Source organism: Bradyrhizobium sp. SZCCT0231 (genome assembly GCF_018130245.1).
Classification (GTDB): domain Bacteria; phylum Pseudomonadota; class Alphaproteobacteria; order Rhizobiales; family Xanthobacteraceae; genus Bradyrhizobium; species Bradyrhizobium japonicum_F.
Map to the genome: position 1 here is coordinate 416772 of NZ_JAFCKP010000004.1, position 24816 is coordinate 441587.

Genomic DNA, 24816 nt, shown 5'->3' on the forward strand with positions numbered 1-24816 from the left:
GGCAGGAGCATCCATGTCCGCCCAACGTTCCGCGACCAAGGCCCGGTATACTGCTGGTGTAATCCAGCGGTTAGCGGCCGCGAACAACGTGGCGGTGGTCGTGACCTCGAACGACGTCTTTGCCCATCACGTGACACGGCTCTCCGGCGATGACGTGAACTTCGATCCTATCGAGAATACCATCGTCGCGCTCCAGCGCGCCGGGATTTTGGATCGTGTTCAGGCCGTACGCCTTCAGGCACGCTATCTTCGCGAAAGCCGTCCGTGACGTTTGATCCATTCGGGGACTTTGCGACGCGCGGCTATTTGCGCAACGTCGCGAAGGCCAAAGATCCCGGAATCGTTCAGCGCCTCCTGCACAATTCTTTCCTGACCGGCATCGACGCAGCCTTGGATCATCTCACGGCGCGGCCTTCGCTGAGCTACGACGACGTTCTAAAAACGCACAAAACGCTCTTTGAAGGTGTGTTCCCATGGGCTGGAGAGGATCGCCATGCGAACGCGTCCCATGTTTTTGTGAAGAAGGGCTCTGTCATCTTCGCCCACCCCAATGACATCCGCAGAACTATCGACTACGCGCTGGAAAAGGGACAAGACAAGGCGTTCATGGCGGAAAAGCCCGGCGAAGTGATGGGCTATCTTGCCTATGGCCACCCTTTCCTTGACGGCAATGGCCGCACTATCATGCTGGTTCATGCCGAACTTGCGCGCCGGGCAAACATCGGCATTGACTGGGGCGCCACGGACAAAGACCAATATCTCGCCGCACTGACGCAGGAACTTGAAGAGCCGAGCAAGGGCAAACTTGACGCTCACCTCAAGCCATTTATCCGCACAGGCTCGGAGGTGAAAGACATTGCGGACGCGATCAAGGCCGCGCCGGGGTTGGACGGCGGCAACGCGGACACGGTCGCAGGCGAGACGAGCAATCCAACGCTCAAGGCGCAATATGAAGCGCAAGAAGCAAAGCGCAAGGGCGGGCAAGGTGATGCGCAGAAAAGCGGCTAACCCAACAGCAGCGTCGGCATTGATTTGCAGAGGCGCGACCGCAGCATCCATCGGAACGGAGCGTGGTTCTCTGTGCCGCTCGCCGCTGTATTAGGTTTGCAATGACAATCCTGGTCACCGGCAGCGCGGGTCACCTCGGGGAGGCCATTCTGCGGACGCTCCGTGGGCGCGGGTCGCCTGCCCGCGGGCTTGATCTGAAGCCCTCCCCCTTTACCGATGCCGTCGGCTCGATCGTCGATCCCGATTTCGTCCGGCGCCAGATGCACGGTGTCACGGCCGTGATTCACACGGCGACGCTGCACAAGCCGCATGTGGCGACCCACGGCAAGCAAGACTTCGTCGACACCAATGTCACCGGCACGCTCAACCTGCTCGAGGCGGCCGCGGCGGCCGGCGTGAAGAGCTTCGTCTTCACCAGCACCACCAGCGCGTTCGGCTCGCAGCTGCGCCCGGAGGCGGGGCAGGCGGCCGTGTGGGTCGCCGAGGAGCTGCCGCCGGTGCCGAAGAACATCTACGGCACCACCAAGCTGATGGCCGAGAACCTCTGCGAGCTGTTCTTTCGCGAGCGCGCCCTGCCGGTCGTCATCCTGCGGACCTCGCGCTTCTTTCCGGAGGACGACGACGATCCGGCGATGCGGTCGGCCTATCCGCTGGACAACGCGCAGGCCAACGAGCTGCTCTATCGCCGGCTGGATATCGCGGATGCGGTGAGCGCGCATCTGCTCGCCGTCGAGCGCGCGCCCGGAATCGGGTTCGCCCGCTACATCGTCTCGGCCACGAGCCCGTTCGAGCAACGTCATCTCGCCGCGCTCGCGCGCGATGCCGCCAGTGTCGTGCGCGCGCTCTATCCGGAGTGTGCGCAGCTCTATGCGGCGCGCGGCTGGCGCCTCTTCCCCGCGATCGACCGCGTCTATGTCAACGAGCGCGCGCGGCGGGAGCTCGGCTGGCGGCCCGAATTCGACTTCGCGCATGTGCTGCGCAGCCTGCGAGATGACCGCGATTTTCGCAGCACGCTGGCACGCGAGATCGGATCGAAAGGCTATCATGACACGGTGTTCGACGATGGGCCCTACCCCGTCGCCTCGTAGCGCCGCGATTGCTATTTTGCTCGACGCTTCAAATGTCTGCCCGGTGTCACCGGGAGCGGGCCAGCCTGGGGCGTTCTACTGTGCATGGGGTTGTTTTCGCACTTTTGTATGTCCACCCCTCGTGCCGACAGAAACCGATCCACGCGAGAATTGGATTCCGCGTTGCAGCGAGAGCGTCGTCGTCGCAGCGTTCGTCCCTTCATTGACATTCCGTCTCAATTTTTGACGAGCGCGGCCGCGCTGCACCCAGCGCGCTTCTCACTGTTGGCAGATATGCTAACCTTTTTGCGTCTGTCGTCCCGACGGACTCAAACCTTCGCCTCTCGACTAGCAAAACAAAATAAATCGCAGCCCTGACGGCTGCCTTAGGGGAGTGACGCGATGACATCGATGTTCCATCGATCCGTGTTGGCGCTTGCGGCTGTGGCCCTTCTCGCGGGGACCAGCGCGGGCAACGCGCAACAGCAGGACAAGAACAAGACGCTGAAGAAATACGAATCCGGCACCAAGGAGTTCTGGACCCATCCGCCGGACGATTGGTTCCTCGGCGACGAGACCGAGGCGCAGAAGGGCCTTGCGCCGCCCTCGGGTCCGCCGACCGGCGCCTCCGACGCCGAGCTCGCCAACATCGTCAAGAAGATCAAGCTGCCGCCGGGCTTCAAGATCGAGGTCTACGCCTCGGGCGTGCTGGCCGCGCGGCAGATGGCCTGGGGCGACAAGGGCACGCTGTTCGTCGGCTCGTTCGGCCTCGGCAACGTCTATGCCATCAAGGACAACAACGGAAAGAAGGAGGTCAAGACCGTCCTCAAGGGGCTGAACATGCCCACCGGCCTCGCCTTCAAGGATGGCGCGCTCTACGTCATCGCCGTCGACAAGCTGATCCGCTACGACAACGCCGAAGCCAATCTCGACAATCTCGGCCAGGGCAAGGTCGTCTATGACGACATGCCGTCCTATGCCGCGCATGGCTGGAAGTACATCGCGGTCGACAAGGAAGGCTGGTTCTACATTCCGTTCGGACCGCCCTTTAACATCGGCATCCCGCCGACCAGCGTGTCGCAGATCCGGCGCGTCGATCCCAAGACCGGCAACGCCGAGATTTATGCGCTCGGCGTCCGCAACTCGGTCGGCGGCGACGTCGATCCGCGCACCGGCAAATACTGGTTCACCGAGAATGCGCGCGACTGGGTCAGCGACGATCTGCCGTCGGACAAGCTGAACATGATCAGCAAGATGGGCGAGCATTTCGGCTATCCCTATTGCCACCAGGGCAATCTGCCTGACGACAAGTTCGCGATGGGTCACAAATGCTCCGAGTTCACGCCGCCCGTGCTGAACCTCGGTGCCCACGTCGCTCCGCTCGGCATGAAGTTCTACACCGGCGATCAGTTCCCCGCCGAGTACAAGAACAACATCCTGATCGCCGAGCACGGCTCCTGGAACAGGCACAAGTACCAGGGCGCCCGCATCATGCGCGTGATCGTCGGGCCCGACGGCAAGAACCCCAAGCAGGAGATCTTCGCCTCCGGTTGGCTCGAGGGCGATCAGGGTTATCTCGGCCGTCCCGCCGACATCATCCTCGCCAAGGACGGATCGATCCTCGTTGCCGACGATTGGGCCGGCGCGATCTATCGCGTCAGCTTCAGCAAGAAGTAGCGGCGCGGGTAGAACAGAGGTTGCGGTGGCCGCCAGCTGCCGCAGCCTCTTCTGTTTGACTCACTGTCGTTCCGGATTGCGCGACTTGCGCGCAAGTCCGGAACTCATAACCCCGATCCGTGGTTATGGATTCTCAGATGCGCAATTGCGCATCATAGCTCGTGCTTCGCACGCCTCGGAATGACCAGCTAGATAGATCGGAATCCCAATCATGCGCCGGCAGTTCATCTTGCACGCAATCACCGTGGTTGCGCTCCTGGCGCTCGGCGCACGTTCCGCAAGCGCGGCAGACAATGCCGCGATCAGGGAGAAGGCCGCCGCTTGCTCCGGCTGTCACGGCGAGAACGGCATTTCGCAGACCGAGAACGTCCCCTCGCTCGCCGGCCAGCCCGATCAATTCCTGCAATGGCAGCTCGTGTTCTTCCGCGCCGGCTCGCGCAAGAACGACCAGATGCAGCCGATCGTCGAGGAGATCAGCAACGAGGACATCCGCAATCTCGGCGCCTACTTCGCCTCGTTGACGCCGCCGAAGGGACCCGAGGACAAGGACCCTGACCTGTCGAAGAAGGGCGCGCAGGCTGCCGCCGGCCGCCGCTGCGCCTCGTGCCATACGGATAGCTATGCCGGCACCAAGGCGGTTGCGCGGCTCGCCGGCCAGCGCGAGGAATACCTCGTCAAGGCGCTGCACGATTACAAGGCCGGCCAGCGCGTCGGCGGCGGCGTCGCGGCGATGGCCGATGTCGCCTATCACATGAGTGACGAGGAAATCACCGCCGTCTCGCACTATCTGGCGCATTTGCAGTAGCGGAAGGTGTAGCCACAAACTCCACCGTCGTCCCGGACAAGCGCGCCCCAAGCGCGCGCAGATCCGGGACCCATAACCGCAGGATCAAGTTTGGCGAAGACTCGGAGTTGCCGGCGCGCCTCATAACCACACCCTGTGGCTATGGGTCCCGGATCGGCGCTTACGCTTGTCCGGGACGACAGCGGTGTGTTGAGCGCGAGCTACCCGGCCCGCTGCTTCTCATACGCCTTCAGATGCGTATAGGCGATGCGCAGCTTCGGCACCGGCACTTTGGCCGCATCGGCGCGCGCGATGAGATCGCCGACGACGTGATCGGCTTCGACCGGCAGGCCAGCCTTGATGTCGCGGAACATCGAGGCCGTCATCGGCGAGCCCTCGGTGGTGAGGTTGCCCTTCACCCGCTCGAAGAACGGCCCGCCCGGCGGATAGCCCGACGCGGTGGCGATCGCGCTGGTCTCATCCAGCATGCCGAGCAGGAAATCCCGGCCGCCGGGAGCCGCAAGGATGTTGCCGACCGAGGCGCGCATCAGGCTGGTCGATGCCGCGAGCGAGGAGAGGAACACCCACTTCTCCCACATGTCCTGCATGATGTTCTGGCTGGCGGTGGCGCCAGTGATGCCGCTCTTGAAGGCTTCGTCGATCGCCTTCACCCGGTCCGACATCTTGCCGTCGCGCTCGCCGTAATTGATCGACTGCATCGGCTGGAGCTGCACCACCTCGCGCTTCTCGTTCAGTGTCGCGGCGATGGCGCAGAGGCCGCCGAGCACGCGGTCCTTGCCGAACTTGCTATCCAGCGTGTCGAGGTGCTTCATGCCGTTGAGCATCGGAATGATGGTCGTGTTAGGCCCGACCGCCGCGGCGAACGACTGGATGGCGTCCTCGAGGTCGAACGCCTTGCAGCTGAGCAGCACGACGTCGAACTTGTCCTTGAGCGCGCCCGCCTGCACGGTCGGCGGATTTTTCAAGGTCACGTCGCCATTCGGGCTCTTGATGACGAGGCCGGCGCTCTGGAGCTCGCTGGCGCGCCGTGGCCGCACCAGGAAAGTGACGTCGCGGCCGGCCTGCAACAGCCTGCCACCAAAATAGCCGCCGATGGCGCCGGCGCCGACCACGAGGATACGCATGAGAGAGCTCCGTTATTGTTGTTGTTCTTCAGAAAGAAGGCGAATGGCGAATAGGGAGTAGCGAATAGGATAGCACGCCCTGGAATGCGAGTAACGTCTCCACCACTCGCCATTCCCTACTCGCCCTTCATCATCTCTTCGACCTCGCGAAGCTGCTCCTTGCCGAAGAACATCTCGTTGCCGACGAAGAAGGTCGGCGCGCCGAAGGCGCCTCGGGCGACCGCCTCCTCGGTGTTCTTGATCAGCCTGCCCTTCACCTCCGGTTCCCCGGCACGGGCGAACAGTTTTTTCGCATCGAGGCCGGAGGACGCCAGCGCCTTTGCCGCGATTTCAGGATCGTCCATCTTCTTCGGCTCGCGCCACATGTGATGGAAGGCGGCCTCGACATATTTTTCGAAGACTCCTTCGAGCTGCGCCGCGATTGCCGCGCGCATCAAATTCAGCGTGTTGACGGGAAAATGCGGATTCCAGACATAGGGCTGGACATGGAAGCGCTTGATGAAGCGCTCGGTTTCGACCTGCTGGAATTCGCGCTTGTTCTTGATGCCGGCCAGCGTCTCGGCCGGCGACTTGTTGTTGGTCGACTTGAAGATGCCGCCGAGCAGGATCGGCACATATTCAAACTTGACGCCGATCCGCTGCTCGATCGCCGGAATCGCCAGATGGCTGAGATAGGCGTTCGGGCTGCCGAAGTCGAACAGGAATTGCGGGGCGGTGCGGGTCAATATCATTCTCCCTGACGTCGCTTTTCGACCATTGTGGCGTAGGCCGCGCCACAGGTCCACCGTTTAATGATGGTCATAATACATTGCGGGTCAGGTCAGGCGCCGGATCGCCCGCTTGCGCCACACCAGGAGGTAATAGCCCATCTGCAAGACGAACATGGCGCAGAACACGATCGGGTAGGCAGCCCATACCCCCTCGAGGCCGACCGTGCGGCTCAGGATCACCGCGGCCGGCAGCTCGATCGCGACAATCGCGAAGATCGACAGCAGCATCGGTGTGAAGGCGACGCCGGCCGCGCGCATCGCACCGGAAAACACCGTGGCGAGGCCGAACGGCACCGAGCTCCACAAGGCGATGTGCAGCAGCCCTTTCGCCAGGTCGAGCACGGCGCCCTCGGTGATGAAGATGCCGAGCACGGCGCGCGGTGCCAGGTAAATCAGCGCCACCAGCCCGCCGGTCAGGACGAGATTGAACGCAAGGCCGGTGCGCACGATGCCGTCGAGCCGCGCCCGGTCGCCGCCGCCGACAGCCTGCGCGCCGAGGATCGAGACCGCGATCGAAATCGACATCGCCGTGAACTGCGTGTAGCCCATCACCTGGTTGACGGCGCCGTATGCGGCCGTGGCGTCGGAGCCATAGCCGTTGACGAGGCCGAGCAGCACCAGCTCGGCGATCGCCATCACCATCATGCCGATCGCGCTCGGCAGGCCGATGCCGAGGATTTTTCCGAGCACGGCGCGATTGAGGCGCAGATGACCCAGCAATGCAGCGTCCGGCGCGAGCGCATGCTTCTTCCGCAGCAGGTAGACGGCCAGCATGATCAGCGTGAGCGTGTTCGAGATCGCAGCCGCCCATGCCGGGCTGGTGATGCCGGCCGCCGGAAATCCGGACGCGCCGCGGATCAGCAATGGCGTCAGGATCAGGCCGATCGCCGTCGACAACGCCAGCGCCAGCAGCGGCGTCATTGCGTCGCCGACGCCGCGGATCATTGCCGTCATCAGCAGGAAGACGAAGCCGAGCGGCATGGTCAGCAGCATGATGCGCGCATAGGCGCTGGCCTCATCGAGAATGTCCGCGGGCGTGGCGAGCGCTATCATCAATGGCCGGCTGAAGAGCCCGCCGATCAATGCGATCGAAGTCGACAGCAGCAGGCCGACTGCGAGCGTCGTACCCACGATGATCTTGATCCGGCCGTGGTCGCCCGCGCCAAAGGCCTGGCCGATCAGCACGGTGGCACCGGTGCTCAGGCCCATGACGAAGGCGAACAGGAAGAACATCACCGGGAAGAACGCCGAGACCGCGGCGAGCGCGTCGACGCCGATCATCTGGCCGAGATAGACGTTGCTGACGGTGCCGAACAGCGATTGCAGCGCGTTGCTCAGCATCAGGGGAGCAAGGAAGCGGAGGAATGTGGTCCAGAGCGGTTTTGCGGCGGACATGGATTGGCCTTTCATCAGGGCGTGCGAAGCCGTTGCCGCGCAAGGCGCGGCTCGGCCGTCGATGGGGTTGTGAAGAGCGGTGCGCGGCTTAAGCGCGGTCGCTGTAGGCGAGCTTGACGATGTGGTCGCGGATGTCGGTCGGCCAGTCCGCGATCAGCCCGCTGAAGCGCCGCCGGTCGTCCGCGAACAGGGCCCGCGAGGCTTCCTCGAACTGCGGCAGATCGCCGGCCATGGTCGACATGAAGTGATAGGCCGCATCGCGCGCCTGGCGCGCGCGATCCTTGTCGCCGCTGGCGCGCCTGGCTTCGTCGACGAGCTTGCGCAGCGCGACCGAGGCGCCGCCGGCCTGCGCGTTGAGCCACTCCCAGTGCCGCGGCAGCAGGGTCACCTCGCGCGCGACCACGCCGAGTTTCGGCCTGCCGCGTCCGCGCGGCTCTGCGGGTGCTTCGGTCGCCTCGGTCGGCGGCGGGGCAAGCTTCGCCAGCCGCGCCAGCACCTCGCGATCATCGCCGCGCAGGTCGAAATCGATCGACCGCCCGGTGCCGTCGTCGAAGATGATGATTGGCTGGTCCAGCGGCTGCGTGGCACGCTTGACGGCAAGCGCGACATCGCCCGCCGTGCCGGAGGCCAGCCGGCGCTGGCCGACGAAGGCTGTGTAGGTCCCTTGCATTGGAATCATTGCCATATTGATCGTGTTGGCAGCTTAATACCCGGGTAAATTCTCTGTGTCAATATACCCGGGTGAAAATATCCGCAGCGATGGCTCGACAATGTGTTTCCGGGCTGGCACGAACGGCGCGGCTGATCGACACGCCCAAGCCTTGAGGACCCCGCGATGCTGACCGTTCACCACCTCAACAATTCCCGCTCGCAGCGCGTGCTGTGGCTGCTCGAGGAGCTGGGCGTTCCCTACGAGATCGTGCGCTATCAGCGCCAGCCGGACATGCGCGCGCCGAAGGAGCTGCGCGCCATCCATCCGCTCGGCAAGTCGCCCGTCATCACCGACAACGGCAACACCATCGCCGAGTCGGGCGCGATCATCGAGTATCTCATCGCCACCTATGGCAACGGCCGGCTGATCCCGCCGCCGAACGCGCCGGAGCGGCTGCGCTACACCTATTGGCTGCACTATGCGGAAGGATCCGCGATGCAGCCGCTGCTGCTCAAGCTGCTGTTCACGCTGATGCCGAAGCGCGCGCCGGCACTGCTGCGCCCGCTGGTGCGCAAGGTCTGCAACCAGGCGCTGACCGCGCTGGTCAATCCGCAGCTCAAGCAGCACATGGACTATTGGGAAGGCGAGCTTGCCAAGAGCGAATGGTTCGCCGGCAGCGAATTCACCGCGGCCGATATCCAGATGAGCTTTCCGCTGGAAGCTGCCCAAGCGCGCGGCGGGCTCGAGCAGGGCCATCCCAAGGCGATGGCGTTCCTCGAACGCATCCACGCGCGGCCTGCGTATGCGCGCGCATTGGAGAGGGGCGGGCCGTATCAGGTCGGGCGGTAACGTCCCATACCCAGTCATTCCGGGAGCAGGTCACTGCCCCGCCGCCTCCGCGCCGCGTGTGCGCGGATCGGCCGCGCCGAGCGGTCCGTTCGGCGTCACGAGAATCGAATTGGCGGATGTCTGCCCCATCGGCTCGACGACGAGGTGCCCCATCGTCTTCAGCTCGAGCAGCACGTCGTCGGGAAAGCCGCGCTCGACGCGCACCTCATCCGGCAACCATTGATGATGCAGCCGCGGCGCTGCGACGGCCGCCGCAACATCCATCTTGTAGTCGAGGACGTTCACGATCACCTGGAGCACAGTCGAGATGATCCGGCTGCCGCCGGGTGAGCCCGTCACCAGCACCGGCTTGCCGTCCCGCAGCACGATGGTCGGAGACATCGACGAGAGCGGCCGTTTGCCCGGTCCGGGCAGGTTTGCCTCGAAGCCGACGAGGCCATAGGCATTGGAAGCGCCGACCGCCGCGGTGAAATCGTCGAGCTCGTTGTTGAGCAGCACGCCGGTGCCGTCGGCGACGAGCCCGACGCCATAGCTGAAGTTCAGCGTGTAAGTGTTGCTGACGGCGTTGCCGCGGGCATCGACGACGGAAAAATGCGTGGTGTTGCTGCCCTCGCGCGGCGTGGCAGAAGCGGACACGAGCTCCTTCGAGGGCGTGGGGCGTTCGGCAGAAATGCCCGCGCGCAGCTTGGCGGCGTAGTCCTTCGCGACGAGGGTCTCGATCGGTGCATTGACGAAGGCGGGATCGCCGAGATAGCGCGCGCGGTCGGCATAGGCGCGCTTCATGGCCTCGATCAAGAGATGCAGTGACGCCACCGATCCCTGCTTCAAATCGGCAAGACGAAAGTCTTCGAGAATGTTCAGCGTCTCGATCAGCACCACCCCGCCGGACGATGGCAACGGCATCGAGACGATGTCATAGCCGCGATAGGTGCCGCGCACCGGCGCGCGGATGATCGGCTGATAGGTCTTGAGGTCGGCCGGCGTCATGATGCCGCCGGCGTCGGTCACGGCCTTGGCGAGTTTCTCCGCGACCGGCCCCTCATAGAAGCCGCGCGGCCCCTGTGCGGCGACGGCGGACAGCGTCTCGGCGAGATCGCCCTGCACCAGCCGGTCGCCTTCGCCCAGCGGCGTGCCATCAGGCCGCGAGAAGATCCTGGCCGAGGAAGGCCAGCGTGCCAGCCGCCGGTGCCAGGCAGGCAGCGTATCGGCCATGTCGTCGCTGACGATGAAGCCATCGCGTGCGAGCGCAATGGCGGGCGCGAGCAGTTGCGCCAGCGTGAACTCGCCCGAGCCGTATTTGTCCAGTGCGAGCGCGAGACCCGCGACGGTGCCGGGCACGCCGATGCCAAGCGCGGAATCGCGTGACTTCGTCGCGTCAGGCTTGCCATCGGCGCCGAGGAAGATCTGCGGTGTGGTCGCGGCCGGCGCGGTCTCGCGGTAGTCGATCGTGGTGTCTTCATTGCGATCGGCGGAATGAATCACCATGAAGCCGCCGCCACCGATATTGCCGGCACGCGGGTAGGTCACCGCCATCGCAAAGCCGGTCGCGACCGCAGCGTCGACCGCATTGCCGCCGCGCCGCAGGATGTCGGCGCCGATCTGCGCGGAGATCTTCTCCTGCGCCACCACCATGCCGTGCTCGGCGGCGACGGCGCGCACCATGTCGCGTGCGGGCGGGACATAGCCCCGCCGTGCATCCTGAGCGGCCGCGGGAGCGAGACCAAACGCCAGAGTGGCTATGAAGGCGAAGAATGTCCGCCGTGTCGAATATGATGACATCATCAAAATTTCCGCCGCGGCCTAGGGCCAGTTCACACGCCTCGCGGCAATGCTATACCGTTTGCTCAAATAGAGGCAAAACTGTTCGTGATGAGGACTGCGTGATGACGACGATCGCCCCGGATGTGCGCACGGCCAGCGCGCAGCGGATTTATCCGCCGCGCGTCGCTGTCGTCAGCTGGATCTTCTTCGACTGGGCCGCGCAGCCCTATTTCACGCTGATCACGACCTTCGTGTTCGCGCCCTATTTCGCGACCAGTGTTGCGCCAAATCCCGCCACTGGCCAGTCGCTGTGGGGCTTTGCGATGGCCGCGGCGGGCCTTGCGATCGCGCTGCTGTCGCCCGTGCTGGGGGCCATCGCCGACGCGGCTGGCCGCAGGAAGCCATGGATCGCGGGCTTCGGCGCGGTGCTGGTGCTGGCGTCCTGCACGCTCTGGATCGGCAAACCCGGCGACTACGCCGTCATTCCGTCGCTACTCACCGCAGTGGCGCTCGCCAGCGTCGGTGCCGAGTTCGCCACTCTCTTCAACAATGCGATGATGCCGACCCTGGTGCCGCCGGAACGGATCGGCCGGCTCTCCGGCACCGGCTGGGCCACGGGCTACATTGGTGGCATCGTCAGCCTGATCATCGTGCTCGGCTTGCTCGCCGCCAATCCCGAGACCGGCCGCACGCTGCTCGGCTTGACGCCGTTATTCGGGCTCGATCCCGTCACGCATCAGGGCGACCGTGCCGCCGGCCCGCTGACCGCGCTGTGGTTCATCATCTTCGTGACGCCGATGTTCCTGTTCACGCCGGATTATCCGGCGAGGCGCCCGTTGCGCGCGGCGCTGCGCGAGGGCCTGTCGGAGCTCAGGCGGTCGATCAAAGGTTTGCCCAAGCGGAAGTCGCTCGCGGCATTCCTGCTCGCCAACATGATCTACACCGATGGTCTGGTGTCGCTGTTCGCGTTTGGGGGCATCTATGCCGCAGGTACGTTCGGCTGGCACACGATCCAGATCGGCACATTCGGCATCATGCTCGCGGTTGCCGGCGCATTCGGCGCGTGGCTCGGCGGCAAGCTCGACGATCGTCTCGGACCGAAGCGCGTCATCGCCGGCAGCTTGCTGGTCCTGCTGCTGTCGCTGGCGGCGATCCTGCTGGTCGATAAGGACGCGATCTTCTTCATCAAGGTCGCGCCGCCGCAAACAGGCGCTCCCCTGTTCTCGAGCGCGGCGGAGCGCGCCTATCTCGTGCTGGGCTGCCTGATCGGTGCGGCCGGCGGCCCGCTGCAGGCCGCCTCCCGCACGCTGCTGATCCACCTCGCACCGAAAGACCGCATCGCGCAGTACTTTGGCCTGTTCGCACTGACCGGGAAGGTGACGTCCTTCATCGGCCCGCTCCTGATCGGCATGATCACCGCGGTGACTGCGAGCCAGAAGGCCGGCATGGCCGTGCTGGTGGTGTTCTTCGTCGCGGGGCTCGCGCTGTTGATGCGGGTGCGGGAGTCGTAACTCCCGCCGTCGTCCTGTAGCCCGGATGGAGCGAAGCGCAATCCGGGAAACCTGTCGACGCGGAGGCGCTGACCCGGATTTCGCTGCGATCCATCCAGGCTACGCTCGTGGCGCGGCCTAATGCCTGAAGTGCCGCGTTCCCGTGAACACCATGGCGATGCCGTGCTCGTCGGCGGCCTTGATCACCTCGTCGTCGCGCATGGAGCCGCCGGGCTGCACCACCGCGGTGGCACCGGCTTCGATGCAGGCGAGCATGCCGTCGGCGAACGGGAAGAACGCATCCGACGCCACGACCGAACCCTTGGTCAGCGGCTCGGCGAGCTTCAGCTCATTGGCTGCATCCTGCGCCTTGCGCGCCGCGATCCGCGCTGAATCCACCCGGCTCATCTGGCCCGCGCCGATGCCGACGGTGGCGAGATCCCTGGCGTAGATGATGGTGTTGGACTTGACGTGCTTGGCCACCCGGAACGCGAACTTGAGGTCGCGCATTTCCGCATCGGTCGGGGCACGCTTGGTCACGACCTTGAAGGTCATGTCATCGACCACGGCGTTGTCGCGGCTCTGCACCAGCAGGCCGCCGGCGACCGTCTTGGCGGTGAGGCCCGGCGCACGCGGATCGGGCAGGCTGCCGGCGAGCAACAGGCGGAGGTTCTTCTTGCCGCCGATGATGCCGATCGCCTCCTCGCTGGCATCGGGCGCGATGATCACCTCGGTGAAGATCTTGGTGATCTCGCGCGCGGTGTCGGCGTCGAGTGCGCGGTTCATCGCGATGATGCCGCCGAACGCCGAGGTGGAATCGCAGGCCAGCGCCCTGCGATAGGCCTCGACGAGGTTCGGGCCTTCCGCGACGCCGCAGGGATTGGCGTGCTTGACGATGACGCAGGCCGCGGTGCGCTTGGCGTCGAACTCGCCGATGCATTCATAGGCCGCGTCGGTGTCGTTGATGTTGTTGTAGGAGAGCTCCTTGCCCTGCAGCTGCCGCGCGGTGGAGACGCCCGGACGCTTGTCCGGGGTCGCATAGAACGCCGCGGTCTGGTGCGGGTTCTCGCCGTAGCGGAGCGACTGGATCAGCCGGCCGCCGAAGGCGCGGAAGTCGGGCGCGTCGATTTCGAGCTGCCGGTTGAACCAGTTCGAGATCGCGGCGTCGTAGGCCGCGGTGCGGGCATAGGCCTTTGCGGCAAGCCGCCGGCGCAGCTTCAGCGTGGTCGCGCCCTTGTTGGCGGCGAGCTCGTCGAGCACGGCCTGATAGTCCTGCGCCTCGACCACGACGGCGACATCGTCATGGTTCTTCGCAGCGGCGCGGATCATCGCGGGTCCGCCGATGTCGATATTCTCGATGCAATCCTCGAAGCCGGCGCCTTTGTCGACGGTCGCTTCGAACGGATAGAGATTGACGACGAGAAGATCGATCGGCGCGATGCCATGCGCCTTCATCGCCTCCGCATGCTCCTTGTTGTCGCGGATCGCGAGCAGGCCGCCATGCACCTTCGGATGCAGCGTCTTGACGCGGCCGTCCATCATCTCGGGGAAGCCGGTCAGCTCGGAGACGTCCTTCACCTCGAGGCCGGCGGCGGCGATGGCCTTGGCGGTGCCGCCGGTCGAGACCAGCTCGACATCATGCGCGGCGAGCGCCTTGGCGAACTCGATCAGGCCGGTCTTGTCGGAGACGGAGAGAAGTGCGCGGGTGACGCGGCGGGGATGGTCAGTCATGAGCAAGATCCTCTTCAGGGAGTGTCTATGCCCAGGCGCGCGGCTGCTATGTCCCGCGCTTCCCGATGGTGCTCCATCCAAGGTCGCCAGTCGCGCGAGCGAGGGCTCGATAGCAGCTTTTGGCCGTTTTCACAATGACGAGATGGTGCCGAATTCGTGCGTTCACAGCGGAAGTTCCGGCTCGCGCCTGGCGTTGCGGCGGGCATTGGTGACTGCGGGCGAGGCGGTCGAGCGGATAAAGCTCCAGCGGATCGAAGGTGCCTGCCGCGCGTCCTGCCGGATCACGATCTGGGCGGTGCGGCGCGGGCCGTCATTGCCGGCCAGGAACACGCTGTCCTCGAGGTCGACCTTGTCGTCGAGCGCCTCGAAGGTCCAGACGTCGCGGTTCGGCAGCACCAGCATGACGCCGCGGGCATCCGACAGCCGGCTCGCCTTCACCGCTGGATGCAGATGGAAGCGCAGCGCGAAATCTGCGTCCGCGCCCTTGAAGCGTCCGCCCTGCGGCGGCGACAGCGTGTCCTCGCCGTCGATGCGCGCGCCGTCATTGGCGATCATCAGCACGCGGCGATGGATCGCGCCGAATTTGGAGAGATAGCCGTCATGCGAGGTCGTGAGCAGCGTGCCGTTCTGCACGACCTCGCGATAACTCTCGACCTCGACCGGGCCGCTGGTGACGGGCGCGCCGTGCAGGAGGCGCTTCATCGCCGACATCTCGACGAACTGGCATGACGAGGTGTCGTGATAGGTCAGCGTCGAATGCGCCGCCGTGCTGCGCGCGAACGGCCGCCAGTTGTCGCGGCCCGTGGTCGGCATGCCGCAATTGGTGACGATGCGGCTGATGCCGGACGACAGTTCGAACGACAGGCAGCCGGCATGGGCGTCATGGCTGACGCCGGCCGGCGGCGGCGGGCCGGTGTCGATGATCACAGTGGTCTGGCCGGCATCGAGGCGCTGGAAGCCGGTATGCGGCATGTTCGCCATCGGCGCGCCATGGGTGTCGTCATAGGCGAGCAGCGTCGCGAGCTGGTCGGACGGCGTCGCGCTCATGCCGTTGAACAGCGCGAAATTGCCGTCGCCGTGCCGGAAGAAGCGCAGCATCGGCATCATGCGGTCGATCGCGTTGAGCAGCGCCGGCGGTGGTGCGATGTTGCGCGCGGCGAAGGTCTGTCGCAGCGGCAAGAGGTCGATCAGGAGCTCGATCAGCGCGCCCGGGTTGCGGGAGATGTGCCCACCGTCGGGCAGGATCTGCCGCTGCAATTCGTCGGACAGCTTCTTCGAGGCGTTGCGGATGTGACGTGTCTGGTTGGCGAGACACAGCGCCGCGTAGCACAGCGCGATCAGCACCTGGAGCTTCGGCACGCCGTCGGGAACGTCGAGCATGGTATAGCGCAGGAGGCGGATCTCGCGTGCGAGGGCGCGCAAGTAGCGGCGGTAGAATTTGTTGTCGGTCTCGCCCAGCACCAGCGGCGCCTGCGACAGCAGCGAGATCACGCGCCTCGCCAGCACGTCGGCGCGGCGCGCGACCGGGCGGCGCTTGTTGGCGGGGTTGGCGATCCAGTCCTCGATCAGCGCGCGCGCATTCGCCCGCGTCAACGCAGTGTCGGCGGCGCGCAGATGACGCAGCCAGCCGAAGCCGAGCAGCGCGACCTCCCAATCCTCCGACGGCGGCTCGAGGTCGAAGATCGAACGGCCGTGGCAATTGACGATCTTGCCCGCGAAGACGAAGCGGCCGGCATAGATCTCGGCGGCGCGGGTCGCATCCGCCGTACGCAGATCATGCGGCGCGATGATCAGCCGGTCGGTGCGGCTGGGCCAGACCCGCGACAACGCAACGGAACCGCCGCTCGCGCGCGCGAGCATGTTCCGCGCGAAGCGGTTCATGACCAGCGTCGAGATACGTCTGCGTTGAGCGACCGACACGCCTTGCCTTGATGGGGGAGAGAGGATTCCGACGAATCCTTATTAATCCCAAAATCGGACGCCTGACACCACCTTGAACGGCGCGAATCAGCGTCGTGGTCGCAAAATCCAGTGCAAAATCAGGATTTAACGAGCCGGGCCGCGAAAAATCCGTCGAGGCCGCCGAGCTTGGGATCGGCGTTCGGCAGATGGCAGGGCAGGGTGCGAAGGTCGCCGTCGGCGGTGATGATTTCGTCGAGGCCCGCGACCTCCGACGCCTTGATCGGGACGCGGCGAAGCGCAGGCTCGGCGGCGAGCAGCGCCGCCACGGCCTGCTCACCCTCCTCGGGTTCCAGCGAACAGGTGCAATAGACCAGCGTGCCGCCCGGCTTGAGCAGCGAGACGGATTTCCTCAGCAGCCGCTGCTGGAGCGCGGCCAGGGCGACGATGTCGGATTCCTGCCGCAGCCATGCGACGTCGGGATGACGGCGGATCGTGCCGGTCGAGGTACAGGGCGCATCGATCAGAATACCGTCGAAGGCTTCGGCCGGGCCGGCCCATTCCACGGCGTCAGCGACGACAGTCTCGGCCTGGAGCGACAGTCGCGCCAGGTTTTCGCGCAAACGCGCCACCCGCGCAGGCGAGCGGTCGATCGCCGTGACATGCGCGCCTGATAGCGCCAGCTGCGCGGTCTTGCCGCCGGGGGCGGCGCAGAGATCGGCAATGGACTTGCCTTTGACGTCACCGAACAGCCGGGCGGGCAACGCGGCGGCGGCGTCCTGCACCCACCATTGTCCTTCGGCGAAGCCGGGCAGCATGGTCACCGAGCCGTGCAGCAGCATCCGCACCGTTCCCGTCGGCAGTGTTTCGCCATGCAGGCGGCTGGCCCATTGTGCGGGATCCGATTTCACTGTCAGGTCGAGCGAGGGCTCGTGGCCGAGCGCCAGCGCCATGTCTCGCGCGGTCGCCTCGCCATAATGCGCGCTCCAACGCGCGAGCAGCCATGGCGGCAGATCCAGCGATTGCGTGGCAACTTCCTCGACCAGCGCCTTGCCCTCGCGCGCACAGCGGCGCAGCACGGCGTTGACGAGGCCGGCATAGCGCGCGGCGCGGCGGTCGGATTGCACGAGGCGGACGGAGAGATCGACCGCGGCGTGATCCGGAACGTCCATCCAGAGGATCTGGGCGGCGCCGATCAACAGCGCGCTCTGCGCGCGCGGCGCATCGGAGGGAATGCCCTTGTCGAGCAGGCGGGACAGCACATGGCCGAGCGTGCCGAGCCGGCGCAGCACGGTGGCGACGAGGCGCCGCATCAGCGCGCGGTCGCGGTCGGCCAGCGTCTTCAGTCCGGGATGAGCGCCGCCGCCGTCGAGCTGGTCGTCGAGCGTGCGGTGCTTGTGCAGCACGCCGTCGACGATGTCGGCGGCAATCCGCCGTGCCGCAAGACCAGGCACTTCGGATGGAGGGACGAAACGTTGAGGTGGCATGCGGAAGCAAGGTTCTGAGCGAGCGGCAGTTCCGCCGCAAAGGGCGCATGCCTTGAGAAGGCGATCTCTGACACGCGAATATGCCAAATGTAAGAATCGCTTGCGGGTTTTTCAGCCCTTTGAGCCGATTTCAGGAATGCGTTATTGGGCATCGCGTTGCGCCCGGTCCTGCGCTAGAAAGACCGGCGATGAGTGACCCCGTTCCCGAGCGCAAGCCGCTGTCGCCGGCCGCACAGCGTGCGCTGGCCGAAGCCGAGGCGCGTCGGCAGGCTGCGGCCGCCCAGGCCAAGGACGGGACCAGGGCGAAGGAGTTGCAGGGACCGCAGGGGCCGGAGCCCACCCGCTACGGCGATTGGGAGCGCAAGGGCATCGCTTCGGACTTTTGAGACACCGCTTTACGCACGCTCCCCATAAGCCACCTTGCCGGTTCAGCCGACTCAGCCCTAGCGTGCGCGGATGTCGCGCTTCGATCCCAGTCGACCATACCGGTCTTCATACAGCGGCTCGCCGTTCGGCCGTCGCTTCTCCGGACTGTTGCCGTGGATGTTCGTGGTCGGCGTCGTGACGGCCGTCGTGCTCAGCTTCCGCCACGGAACGATCTGGCCCATTCCGCGTGTGGATGACGAACAATCGCGAAATGCCGAAATCATCCTGCAGCAGTCCGGCAATTCCGATGCGAGGCAACCGGTCGAGGTCGTCCGCACCATCGACGGTGATACGTTCCTTGCCCGCGTGCATCAGCGCGACGGCCGCGATCTCGTCGCGCGCGTTCGGCTGCGCGGCATCGATGCGCCCGAGATGAAAGCCTCCTGCCGGGACGAGCTGGACAAGGCCGAAGCCGCCAGCGATGCGCTACGCAACCTGCTCGGCCAGGGCGGCGTGATGATCTACAATCTTGGTCAGGACAAGTACGGCCGCGTTCTCGCCGATGCTGCCACCAGGCGCACCGCCAACGTCGCGGCGACGCTGCTCGCGAGCGGTTACGTGCGCAGCTACAATGGCGGCCATCGCGACGGCTGGTGCGCGCGCGGCTGGCGCTTCTGGTAACAAAAAAGCCGCGTCGAAAGACGCGGCCTTTCATCTTGACTGGTTCAGGCGATCAGCGCGTCACGACCACCGTCGTGCCGACGGAGACGCGGCCATAGAGATCGGTGATATCGTCGTTGAGCATGCGGATGCAGCCGTAGGAGACGAAGCCGCCGATCGAGCCCGGCACGTTGGTGCCGTGGATGGCGTATTCGCCGCCGGCGAGCGTCATCGCCGCAACGCCCATCGGGTTGCGCGGCGAGCCGCCCGGAATGACGTCGGGGATATTCGGCTTGTCGCGCTTCACCTCGGCGGGCGGTGCCCAGGCCGGATTGAGATACTTGCCGTCGATCTTGGTCGTGCCGGCCCATTGCTTGCCGGCCTTGCCGACGCCGACCGGATAACGCACGGCGTGGCCGTTATCGAGGATGAGATAGAGCCGCCGCTCGCTGGTCTTGACCACGATGGTGCCCGGCGAATAATCGGCGAGGTGTGCGCCCACCAGCTCCGGCCGTGCCTCTGCCGCCGTCGACATCAAGACCCCAACCCCGATGGTGGCGGCCAGCGCCACCGCAATCCTCATCGACATCGATGCTTCCCCTCGCCCAAAACGGATCGTTCAAAATGACGCAGAACCCGGCAATCGCCGCCGCGCCCTCGTCAACGCTCATTGTTAACCGCGCCCGTTAACCGGATGGTTTCCACGCACGGCCGCCGAGGGCCAGTCAGCAGCGGGAACAAAGGAAATGTTCGAAATAAAGTAAATGACCTGAAAACAACACAGGGCGGGAAAGACGCGGGGGGGCACCGCCCGCTCTGACAATTGCGCGAGGAGGTGCCCGGAGGAGCCGGTTTGGTCCGAGGAGCCTGCAGCTATTTGCAGATTCCAGAGCCGATCCAGATCTGCAGACTGCTCGCGGCGACGCTGGAATCGACCTTCACGCTCACCCCACCGGGCGCAACGCGTGTGGCTCCGGCAGGGGCGGCGATCCCCGAGATGTCCTTGGCCAGCAGTTCAGCGTACGGGCGGTCGGACGGGGATCCATACCGCACTTCGCACATCCGCGCCGCCGCCTCGTTCCTGGCGCCACCGCCGGCCGTGGGCTCCTGCCATTTCCAGCCAAGCGCCCCCACCTCGCGCGCGAACGGCCTGATGTCGCGGTCGCGGTTGAAGTCGCCGGCAAATACGAGCGAGGCTGTGTAGTCGCCCCGGTATGGCAGCCAGATGCCGAGCTTGTTGGCTTCCATCGTCTGCGGCCGCGGCTTGATGCCGGTACCGAGCAACTCGTTGGTGATCTGAGCGGCTTTGGTGGCGGCAGCGAGACTCTTCGCATCCCCCGCGCGGTAATCAACCCCCGAACGTGGCGATACGCTGTCCGGCTTGTTGTCGTTGTCGACGTCACCATCCGAATGGAATTGCTCGAAGCCGGCCTCACGCAGCTTCGCAGAAAGGTCATCGATCTGCTGCTGAGGACGTTTGGTATGCAGGTAGATCGCGATTCCATTGAAGGCAGTCGCCGTCGATGCGGCCGCACGGCTCGGCGTCGGGGTCACGTCAGGTGAAGGGCGTCCTGCCTGCGGCCAGTTCGCCATGACGATGACGGCCGCGACACTTGCTGTCATCACTATTGCCAATGCGATCAACCAACCCTGAAATGATCCTGGCTTTCCTCCGCCCGATCCTGGTTTTGAGGGCTCAGGCTCATCTCCGGGCTGTCGCTCTTGCAATGGAGTGGAGCTGGTCGAACCGGGAAGTTCGTTGGCAGGCGATGACGTCGGCTTGGCTGGAGCTGGTTGAACTCCCACTCTCAATTGAACCGCTTGACGAAGCTTCATGAACTCCGGCGCGTTGCGTTCTCCTTGCCATTTCGAAAAATCGCCTGTCTGGATACCGCGGAAACCCAGCGGCGGCTTGGCGCTGTCCAGCGAGATCGGAACGAGCTTGCCCGCTTCGTTGGCGAGCCCGGCTTCATCAAGAACGTATTTGGATTTCGTCGAGGCTTTCGACCACGCGACGATCGTGCACGAAGCTCTATTCAGCTCTTCCTCGATCTCCTCGCTGAAGGACCTTGCGATCTGAAGATCGTCGTCCCACCACACCGTCCACTCGGTTTCGAGCGCGTGAATGATGGGCTCGATCTGCGCGCGATCAACCTTGGCATAGCTGAAAAAGATATCGGCCAAGCACCAGCCCTCGAATAATCGTCCTGGAATAACAACTTCAGGTTAGTCCGGGAATCTTTCGCGAGCAACATTGCAGGGTTGGCGACGATGGGCCAAAAACCACGGGGCCACGCAAGCGTGGCCCCGGCATGAAGTTCAATACTGCGAGGTCCGGGTTCGATGCTCACGCATCCCCCCGGAATGACGGCGATGACTTACGCCGATTTCCGGTTCTGCCGGTTCTTGACGAGGTCGTCGACCACCGCGGGATCGGCCAGGGTCGAGGTGTCGCCCAGGCTGCCCGGCTCGTCCTCGGCGATCTTGCGCAGGATGCGGCGCATGATCTTGCCGGAGCGGGTTTTGGGCAGGCCGGGTGCGAACTGGATCTGGTCCGGCGAGGCGATGGGGCCGATCTCCTTGCGCACCCAGGTGACGAGCTCCTTGCGCAGATCCTCGGTCGGCTGCACGCCGGCCATCAGGGTGACATAGGCATAGATGCCCTGGCCCTTGATGTCGTGCGGGAAGCCGACCACGGCCGCTTCCGACACCTTCTCGTGCGCGACCAGCGCGCTCTCGACTTCCGCGGTGCCCATGCGATGGCCGGAGACGTTGATGACGTCGTCGACGCGGCCGGTGATCCAGTAATAGCCGTCGGCATCGCGCCGGCAGCCGTCGCCCGTAAAATACTTGCCCTTGTAGGTCGAGAAATAGGTCTGCTCGAAACGGGCGTGGTCGCCGTAGACCGTGCGCATCTGGCCCGGCCAGGACCGCGTCAGACAGAGGTTGCCGGAGGTCTCGCCTTCCAGCACCTTGCCGTCGGCATCGACGATCTCCGGCACCACGCCGAAGAACGGCTGCGTCGCCGAGCCCGGCTTGAGCCTGGTTGCGCCCGGCAGCGGCGTGATCAGGATGCCGCCGGTCTCGGTCTGCCACCAGGTGTCGACGATCGGGCAGCGGTCGTCGCCGACGACGCGGTAATACCACTCCCAGGCTTCGGGATTGATGGGCTCGCCGACCGACCCGAGCAGGCGAAGCGAGGCGCGCGAGGTCTTCTTCACCGGCTCGTCGCCGCCCTGCATCAGTGCGCGGATCGCAGTCGGCGCGGTGTAGAAGATGTTGACCTTGTGCTTGTCGATCACGTTCCAGAACCGCGAATTGTCCGGATAGTTCGGCACGCCCTCGAACATCAGCGTGGTCGCGCCGTTGGCCAGCGGTCCGTAGAGGATGTAGCTGTGGCCGGTCACCCAGCCGACGTCGGCGGTGCACCAGTAGATGTCGCCGTCGTGATAGTCGAAGACGTATTGATGCGTCATCGCGGCATAGACGAGATAGCCGCCCGTGGTGTGCAGCACGCCCTTGGGCTGGCCGGTCGAGCCCGAGGTGTAGAGGATGAACAGCGGATCCTCGGCGTGCATGTGCTCGAGCGGGCATTCGGTCGTCACCATCGCCGCCGCCTCGTGGTACCAGAGGTCGCGCGTCGGGTTCATGTCGACCTTGCCGCCGGTGTGCTTGACCACGACGACCCAGTCGACGCCCTCCGTCTTGGCGAGCGCCGCGTCGACATTGGCCTTCAGCGGCACCTTCTTGCCGCCGCGCAGCCCTTCGTCCGCGGTGATGATGACCTTGGATTGGCAGTCATTGATGCGCTGGGCGAGGCTGTCCGGAGAGAAGCCCGCGAACACCACGGAGTGGATCGCGCCGATGCGTGCGCAGGCCAGCATCGCATAGGCGGTTTCGGGAATCATCGGCAGGTAGATGGTGACGCGGTCGCCCTTCTTGACGTTGCGGGTGCGCAGGATGTTGGCCATCCGGCAGACCTCGTCGTGCAACTCCTTGTAGGTAATGTGCCTGGACTGCGAGGGGTCGTCGCCTTCCCAGATGATCGCGGTCTGGTTGGCGCGCGTGTGAAGATGCCGGTCGATGCAATTGTGGGCGACGTTGAGGACGCCGTCCTCGAACCATTTGATCGAGATATTGCCGGGCGCGAACGAGACGTTCTCGATTTTCGTCGGCGCCTTCATCCAGTCGATGCGCTTGGCCTGCTCCGCCCAGAAACCGTTCGGGTCCGAGATCGAGCGGGCGTACATCTCCTTGTACTTGGCCTGGTCGACCCAGGCGCGTTTCGCCCACTCTGCGGGGACGTCGTAGATCTTCTCGGACATGCTTCCCTCCACATGCGGCAGGCCGAACGCCAGCGATCGGCGAGCCGACTTGATCATTGACTGATTATGCGTCGGGCTAGCCGGACCCGACAAGGAGCACAAGCTGGACCTTCGGCGGGCTGCCGGCCATGCGAAGGATCAAGGCCACCTGCCGCGACTGTCGCAGCTCTGAAACACGCCCGCGGGCGCCTTTTGGGGGTGTTTACCCCTTTTGCGCGGAACAGCCCGGCGCAGAGCCTCATGCATCGATAGAGGTATTTAGAGACCTCTTCTCACTGATTCGGGACTCGCAATACGGTTCGGAACACCCTAAATGGCCAACCCGGGCCCAAAGAGACCCCTCGGAACAAAAATCAGAACGTTGGCATTGATCGATAACAGGCAGGGCTAAGGCATAAGACTATGATGGATCAGCGGAATTTCGGGACGATGCGGCCCGCGTCAGCCGATCCTGCGGCCATTGCCCTCGCCAAAGCCCTCGGACAATGGCCGAAACCGGCCCCTTTCAGGCGCCTGAGCCCGAAGAAGGTCTTCGACGCGGCGCCCGCGGCGACGGTCGAGGCGCTTGCCAGGGAACTGGGCCTGCGGCTCGGTGACCAGAACGAGCTGACCATCCGCCGCATCAAGCGCGGCAAGGGCTACTCCTTCGTCCGTCCCAATGGCGCGCATATCCGCGATGCCCGCACCATCCGCCGGCTGCATGCGATGGCGGTGCCGCCGGCCTATCGCGAGGTGCGCTACTCCGCCGATCCCAGCTCCCACCTTCAGGCCGTGGGCCGCGATGCCGCGGGCCGGCTGCAATATCGCTATCACGCCGATTGGGAGAAGGTCCGCGAGCACCGCAAGGCGCACCGCCTGGAGAAGCTCGTCGGCGCGCTGCCGAAAATCCGGCGCAAGGTCTCGGCGTTCCTGTCGGGCGACGCGCCGACGCGCGAGTTCGCGCTCTCGGCCGTGATCGAGCTGATCGCGCGCACCGCGATCCGTCCGGGCAACGAATCCTATGCCCGCCTCAACGGCACCCGCGGCGCCACCACGCTGCTGAAGTCCAACGTCACGCTGGAGGACGACAGCTTCGTGCTGACCTTCAAGGCCAAGGGCGGCAAGGCGGTGCGCAAGGAGTGCGACGCGGCCAAGCTGGTGCGCGCCATCGGCATTCTGCGCGGCGTTCCCGGCAAGCGCATGTTCCAGTATCGCGATGCCTACGGCATCGTTCGGGCGGTCAACACCACGCAGGTCAATGCGTTTCTGCGCGAGATCGCCGGCATCAAGATCTCCTTGAAGGATTTTCGCACCCTGATGGCGTCCGCCGTCGTGGTGGAATCGCTGTCGCGGATCACGCCGGCGACCAGCCAGCGCGGCCGCAAGAAGCAGGTGCTGGACGCAATCCGCGCCGCCGCGGACAAGCTCTCCAACACGCCGGCGATCTGCCGCAAGAGCTACGTCCACGACACCATCGTCACCGCCTTCGAGGACGGCATCCTCGAGCGCTTCGCCGCGACCATGAAGGGCCAGCGCTCGCAGGCAAGGCGCGAGCAGCTGCTGGCGCAGGTGGTGGCGACCGCGGCGGTGTAGCGTGGTGCCGCCGTAGCTGCGTGGGGTGGGCAAAGCGCAAGCGTGCCCACCATTTGCTCATGGTGAAAGGTGGTGGGCACGGCGCGAAGAGCGCGCCTTTGCCCACCCTGTACCCTTGTGGGGGTCGTGGCGGCCTTTGGATGTAGACTGGCCGTCCGGGCCGATCCGCCGGGAGCAG

General features: G+C 65.0%; 21 protein-coding genes and 1 riboswitch. Of the genes, 10 read left to right on the forward strand and 11 right to left on the reverse strand.

Annotated features, from left to right (window positions below; translation table 11 throughout):
- Positions 1 to 13 precede the first annotated feature (13 nt).
- The 5 genes from JQ566_RS14935 to JQ566_RS14955 all read left to right on the forward strand — a co-directional run bounded on the left by JQ566_RS14935 (position 14) and on the right by JQ566_RS14955 (position 4557).
- The gene (locus JQ566_RS14935) at positions 14 to 268 is read left to right on the forward strand and encodes a hypothetical protein (protein ID WP_212373040.1); all 255 of its coding nucleotides are present in this window, start codon (positions 14 to 16) and stop codon (positions 266 to 268) included.
- Complete coding sequence (locus tag JQ566_RS14940; protein ID WP_212373042.1) at positions 265 to 1008, forward strand: Fic/DOC family protein; 744 nt, start codon at positions 265 to 267, stop codon at positions 1006 to 1008. The genes JQ566_RS14935 and JQ566_RS14940 overlap by 4 nt, the downstream gene beginning before the upstream one ends.
- A gap of 101 nt (positions 1009 to 1109) precedes the next feature.
- Positions 1110 to 2096 (forward strand): NAD-dependent epimerase/dehydratase family protein, encoded by a 987-nt coding sequence (locus tag JQ566_RS14945; protein WP_212373044.1) that lies wholly within the window; start codon positions 1110 to 1112, stop codon positions 2094 to 2096.
- 381 nt (positions 2097 to 2477) lie between these two features.
- Positions 2478 to 3752, forward strand: coding sequence for a PQQ-dependent sugar dehydrogenase (locus JQ566_RS14950; protein ID WP_212373046.1), 1275 nt, complete (start codon positions 2478 to 2480; stop codon positions 3750 to 3752).
- Between the two features lie 211 nt (positions 3753 to 3963).
- A complete protein-coding gene (locus JQ566_RS14955; RefSeq protein ID WP_212373048.1) occupies positions 3964 to 4557 on the forward strand; it encodes a c-type cytochrome in 594 nt (197 codons plus the stop codon).
- A 200-nt stretch (positions 4558 to 4757) separates the two neighbouring features.
- Here JQ566_RS14955 and panE read toward each other — a convergent pair whose 3' ends face one another.
- The 4 genes from panE to JQ566_RS14975 form a co-directional block, all read right to left on the reverse strand.
- Positions 4758 to 5681, reverse strand: a complete 924-nt coding sequence (gene panE, locus JQ566_RS14960) for a 2-dehydropantoate 2-reductase (protein WP_212373050.1) — start codon at positions 5679 to 5681, stop codon at positions 4758 to 4760.
- A gap of 116 nt (positions 5682 to 5797) precedes the next feature.
- On the reverse strand, positions 5798 to 6406 hold the full coding sequence (locus JQ566_RS14965) for a 2-hydroxychromene-2-carboxylate isomerase (RefSeq protein ID WP_212373052.1): 609 nt from the start codon (positions 6404 to 6406) through the stop codon (positions 5798 to 5800).
- 90 nt (positions 6407 to 6496) lie between these two features.
- A complete protein-coding gene (locus JQ566_RS14970) occupies positions 6497 to 7846 on the reverse strand; it encodes an MATE family efflux transporter (protein ID WP_212373054.1) in 1350 nt (449 codons plus the stop codon).
- Positions 7847 to 7934: 88 nt separating this feature from the next.
- Positions 7935 to 8516: a DUF2239 family protein gene (locus JQ566_RS14975; protein ID WP_434057819.1), complete on the reverse strand. Its 582-nt coding sequence runs from the start codon at positions 8514 to 8516 to the stop codon at positions 7935 to 7937.
- A 165-nt stretch (positions 8517 to 8681) separates the two neighbouring features.
- Here JQ566_RS14975 and JQ566_RS14980 point away from each other — a divergent pair, with 165 nt between their 5' ends.
- Positions 8682 to 9347, forward strand: a complete 666-nt coding sequence (locus JQ566_RS14980) for a glutathione S-transferase family protein (RefSeq protein ID WP_212373057.1) — start codon at positions 8682 to 8684, stop codon at positions 9345 to 9347.
- Between the two features lie 30 nt (positions 9348 to 9377).
- Here JQ566_RS14980 and ggt read toward each other — a convergent pair whose 3' ends face one another.
- Positions 9378 to 11129, reverse strand: coding sequence for a gamma-glutamyltransferase (gene ggt, locus JQ566_RS14985; RefSeq protein WP_212373059.1), 1752 nt, complete (start codon positions 11127 to 11129; stop codon positions 9378 to 9380).
- 101 nt (positions 11130 to 11230) lie between these two features.
- Here ggt and JQ566_RS14990 point away from each other — a divergent pair, with 101 nt between their 5' ends.
- On the forward strand, positions 11231 to 12619 hold the full coding sequence (locus JQ566_RS14990) for an MFS transporter (RefSeq protein ID WP_212373061.1): 1389 nt from the start codon (positions 11231 to 11233) through the stop codon (positions 12617 to 12619).
- 117 nt (positions 12620 to 12736) lie between these two features.
- On the opposite strand, the gene purH is transcribed toward JQ566_RS14990, so the two are convergent.
- The 3 genes from purH to JQ566_RS15005 all read right to left on the reverse strand — a co-directional run bounded on the left by purH (position 12737) and on the right by JQ566_RS15005 (position 17715).
- Complete coding sequence (gene purH, locus JQ566_RS14995; RefSeq protein ID WP_212373063.1) at positions 12737 to 14329, reverse strand: bifunctional phosphoribosylaminoimidazolecarboxamide formyltransferase/IMP cyclohydrolase; 1593 nt, start codon at positions 14327 to 14329, stop codon at positions 12737 to 12739.
- A 22-nt stretch (positions 14330 to 14351) separates the two neighbouring features.
- Positions 14352 to 14433: riboswitch (ZMP/ZTP riboswitch) on the reverse strand.
- 58 nt (positions 14434 to 14491) lie between these two features.
- On the reverse strand, positions 14492 to 16210 hold the full coding sequence (locus tag JQ566_RS15000) for a heparinase II/III family protein (protein ID WP_212373065.1): 1719 nt from the start codon (positions 16208 to 16210) through the stop codon (positions 14492 to 14494).
- A 158-nt stretch (positions 16211 to 16368) separates the two neighbouring features.
- On the reverse strand, positions 16369 to 17715 hold the full coding sequence (locus JQ566_RS15005) for an RsmB/NOP family class I SAM-dependent RNA methyltransferase (protein WP_212373067.1): 1347 nt from the start codon (positions 17713 to 17715) through the stop codon (positions 16369 to 16371).
- A gap of 188 nt (positions 17716 to 17903) precedes the next feature.
- Here JQ566_RS15005 and JQ566_RS15010 point away from each other — a divergent pair, with 188 nt between their 5' ends.
- Together JQ566_RS15010 and JQ566_RS15015 are read left to right on the forward strand one after the other, a co-directional pair.
- A complete protein-coding gene (locus JQ566_RS15010; RefSeq protein ID WP_212373069.1) occupies positions 17904 to 18101 on the forward strand; it encodes a DUF1674 domain-containing protein in 198 nt (65 codons plus the stop codon).
- Positions 18102 to 18171: 70 nt separating this feature from the next.
- The gene (locus tag JQ566_RS15015) at positions 18172 to 18762 is read left to right on the forward strand and encodes a thermonuclease family protein (RefSeq protein WP_212373071.1); all 591 of its coding nucleotides are present in this window, start codon (positions 18172 to 18174) and stop codon (positions 18760 to 18762) included.
- Between the two features lie 52 nt (positions 18763 to 18814).
- On the opposite strand, the gene JQ566_RS15020 is transcribed toward JQ566_RS15015, so the two are convergent.
- From JQ566_RS15020 to acs, 3 genes are all read right to left on the reverse strand, one after another.
- Positions 18815 to 19330 (reverse strand): L,D-transpeptidase, encoded by a 516-nt coding sequence (locus JQ566_RS15020; protein WP_212373073.1) that lies wholly within the window; start codon positions 19328 to 19330, stop codon positions 18815 to 18817.
- 284 nt (positions 19331 to 19614) lie between these two features.
- On the reverse strand, positions 19615 to 20925 hold the full coding sequence (locus JQ566_RS15025; protein WP_212373075.1) for a toll/interleukin-1 receptor domain-containing protein: 1311 nt from the start codon (positions 20923 to 20925) through the stop codon (positions 19615 to 19617).
- Between the two features lie 194 nt (positions 20926 to 21119).
- Entirely contained in the window at positions 21120 to 23066 is a 1947-nt protein-coding gene (acs, locus tag JQ566_RS15030; protein WP_212373077.1) for an acetate--CoA ligase, read from the reverse strand.
- A gap of 402 nt (positions 23067 to 23468) precedes the next feature.
- Here acs and JQ566_RS15035 point away from each other — a divergent pair, with 402 nt between their 5' ends.
- Positions 23469 to 24638, forward strand: coding sequence for a DNA topoisomerase IB (locus tag JQ566_RS15035; protein ID WP_212373079.1), 1170 nt, complete (start codon positions 23469 to 23471; stop codon positions 24636 to 24638).
- Positions 24639 to 24816: the final 178 nt, after the last annotated feature.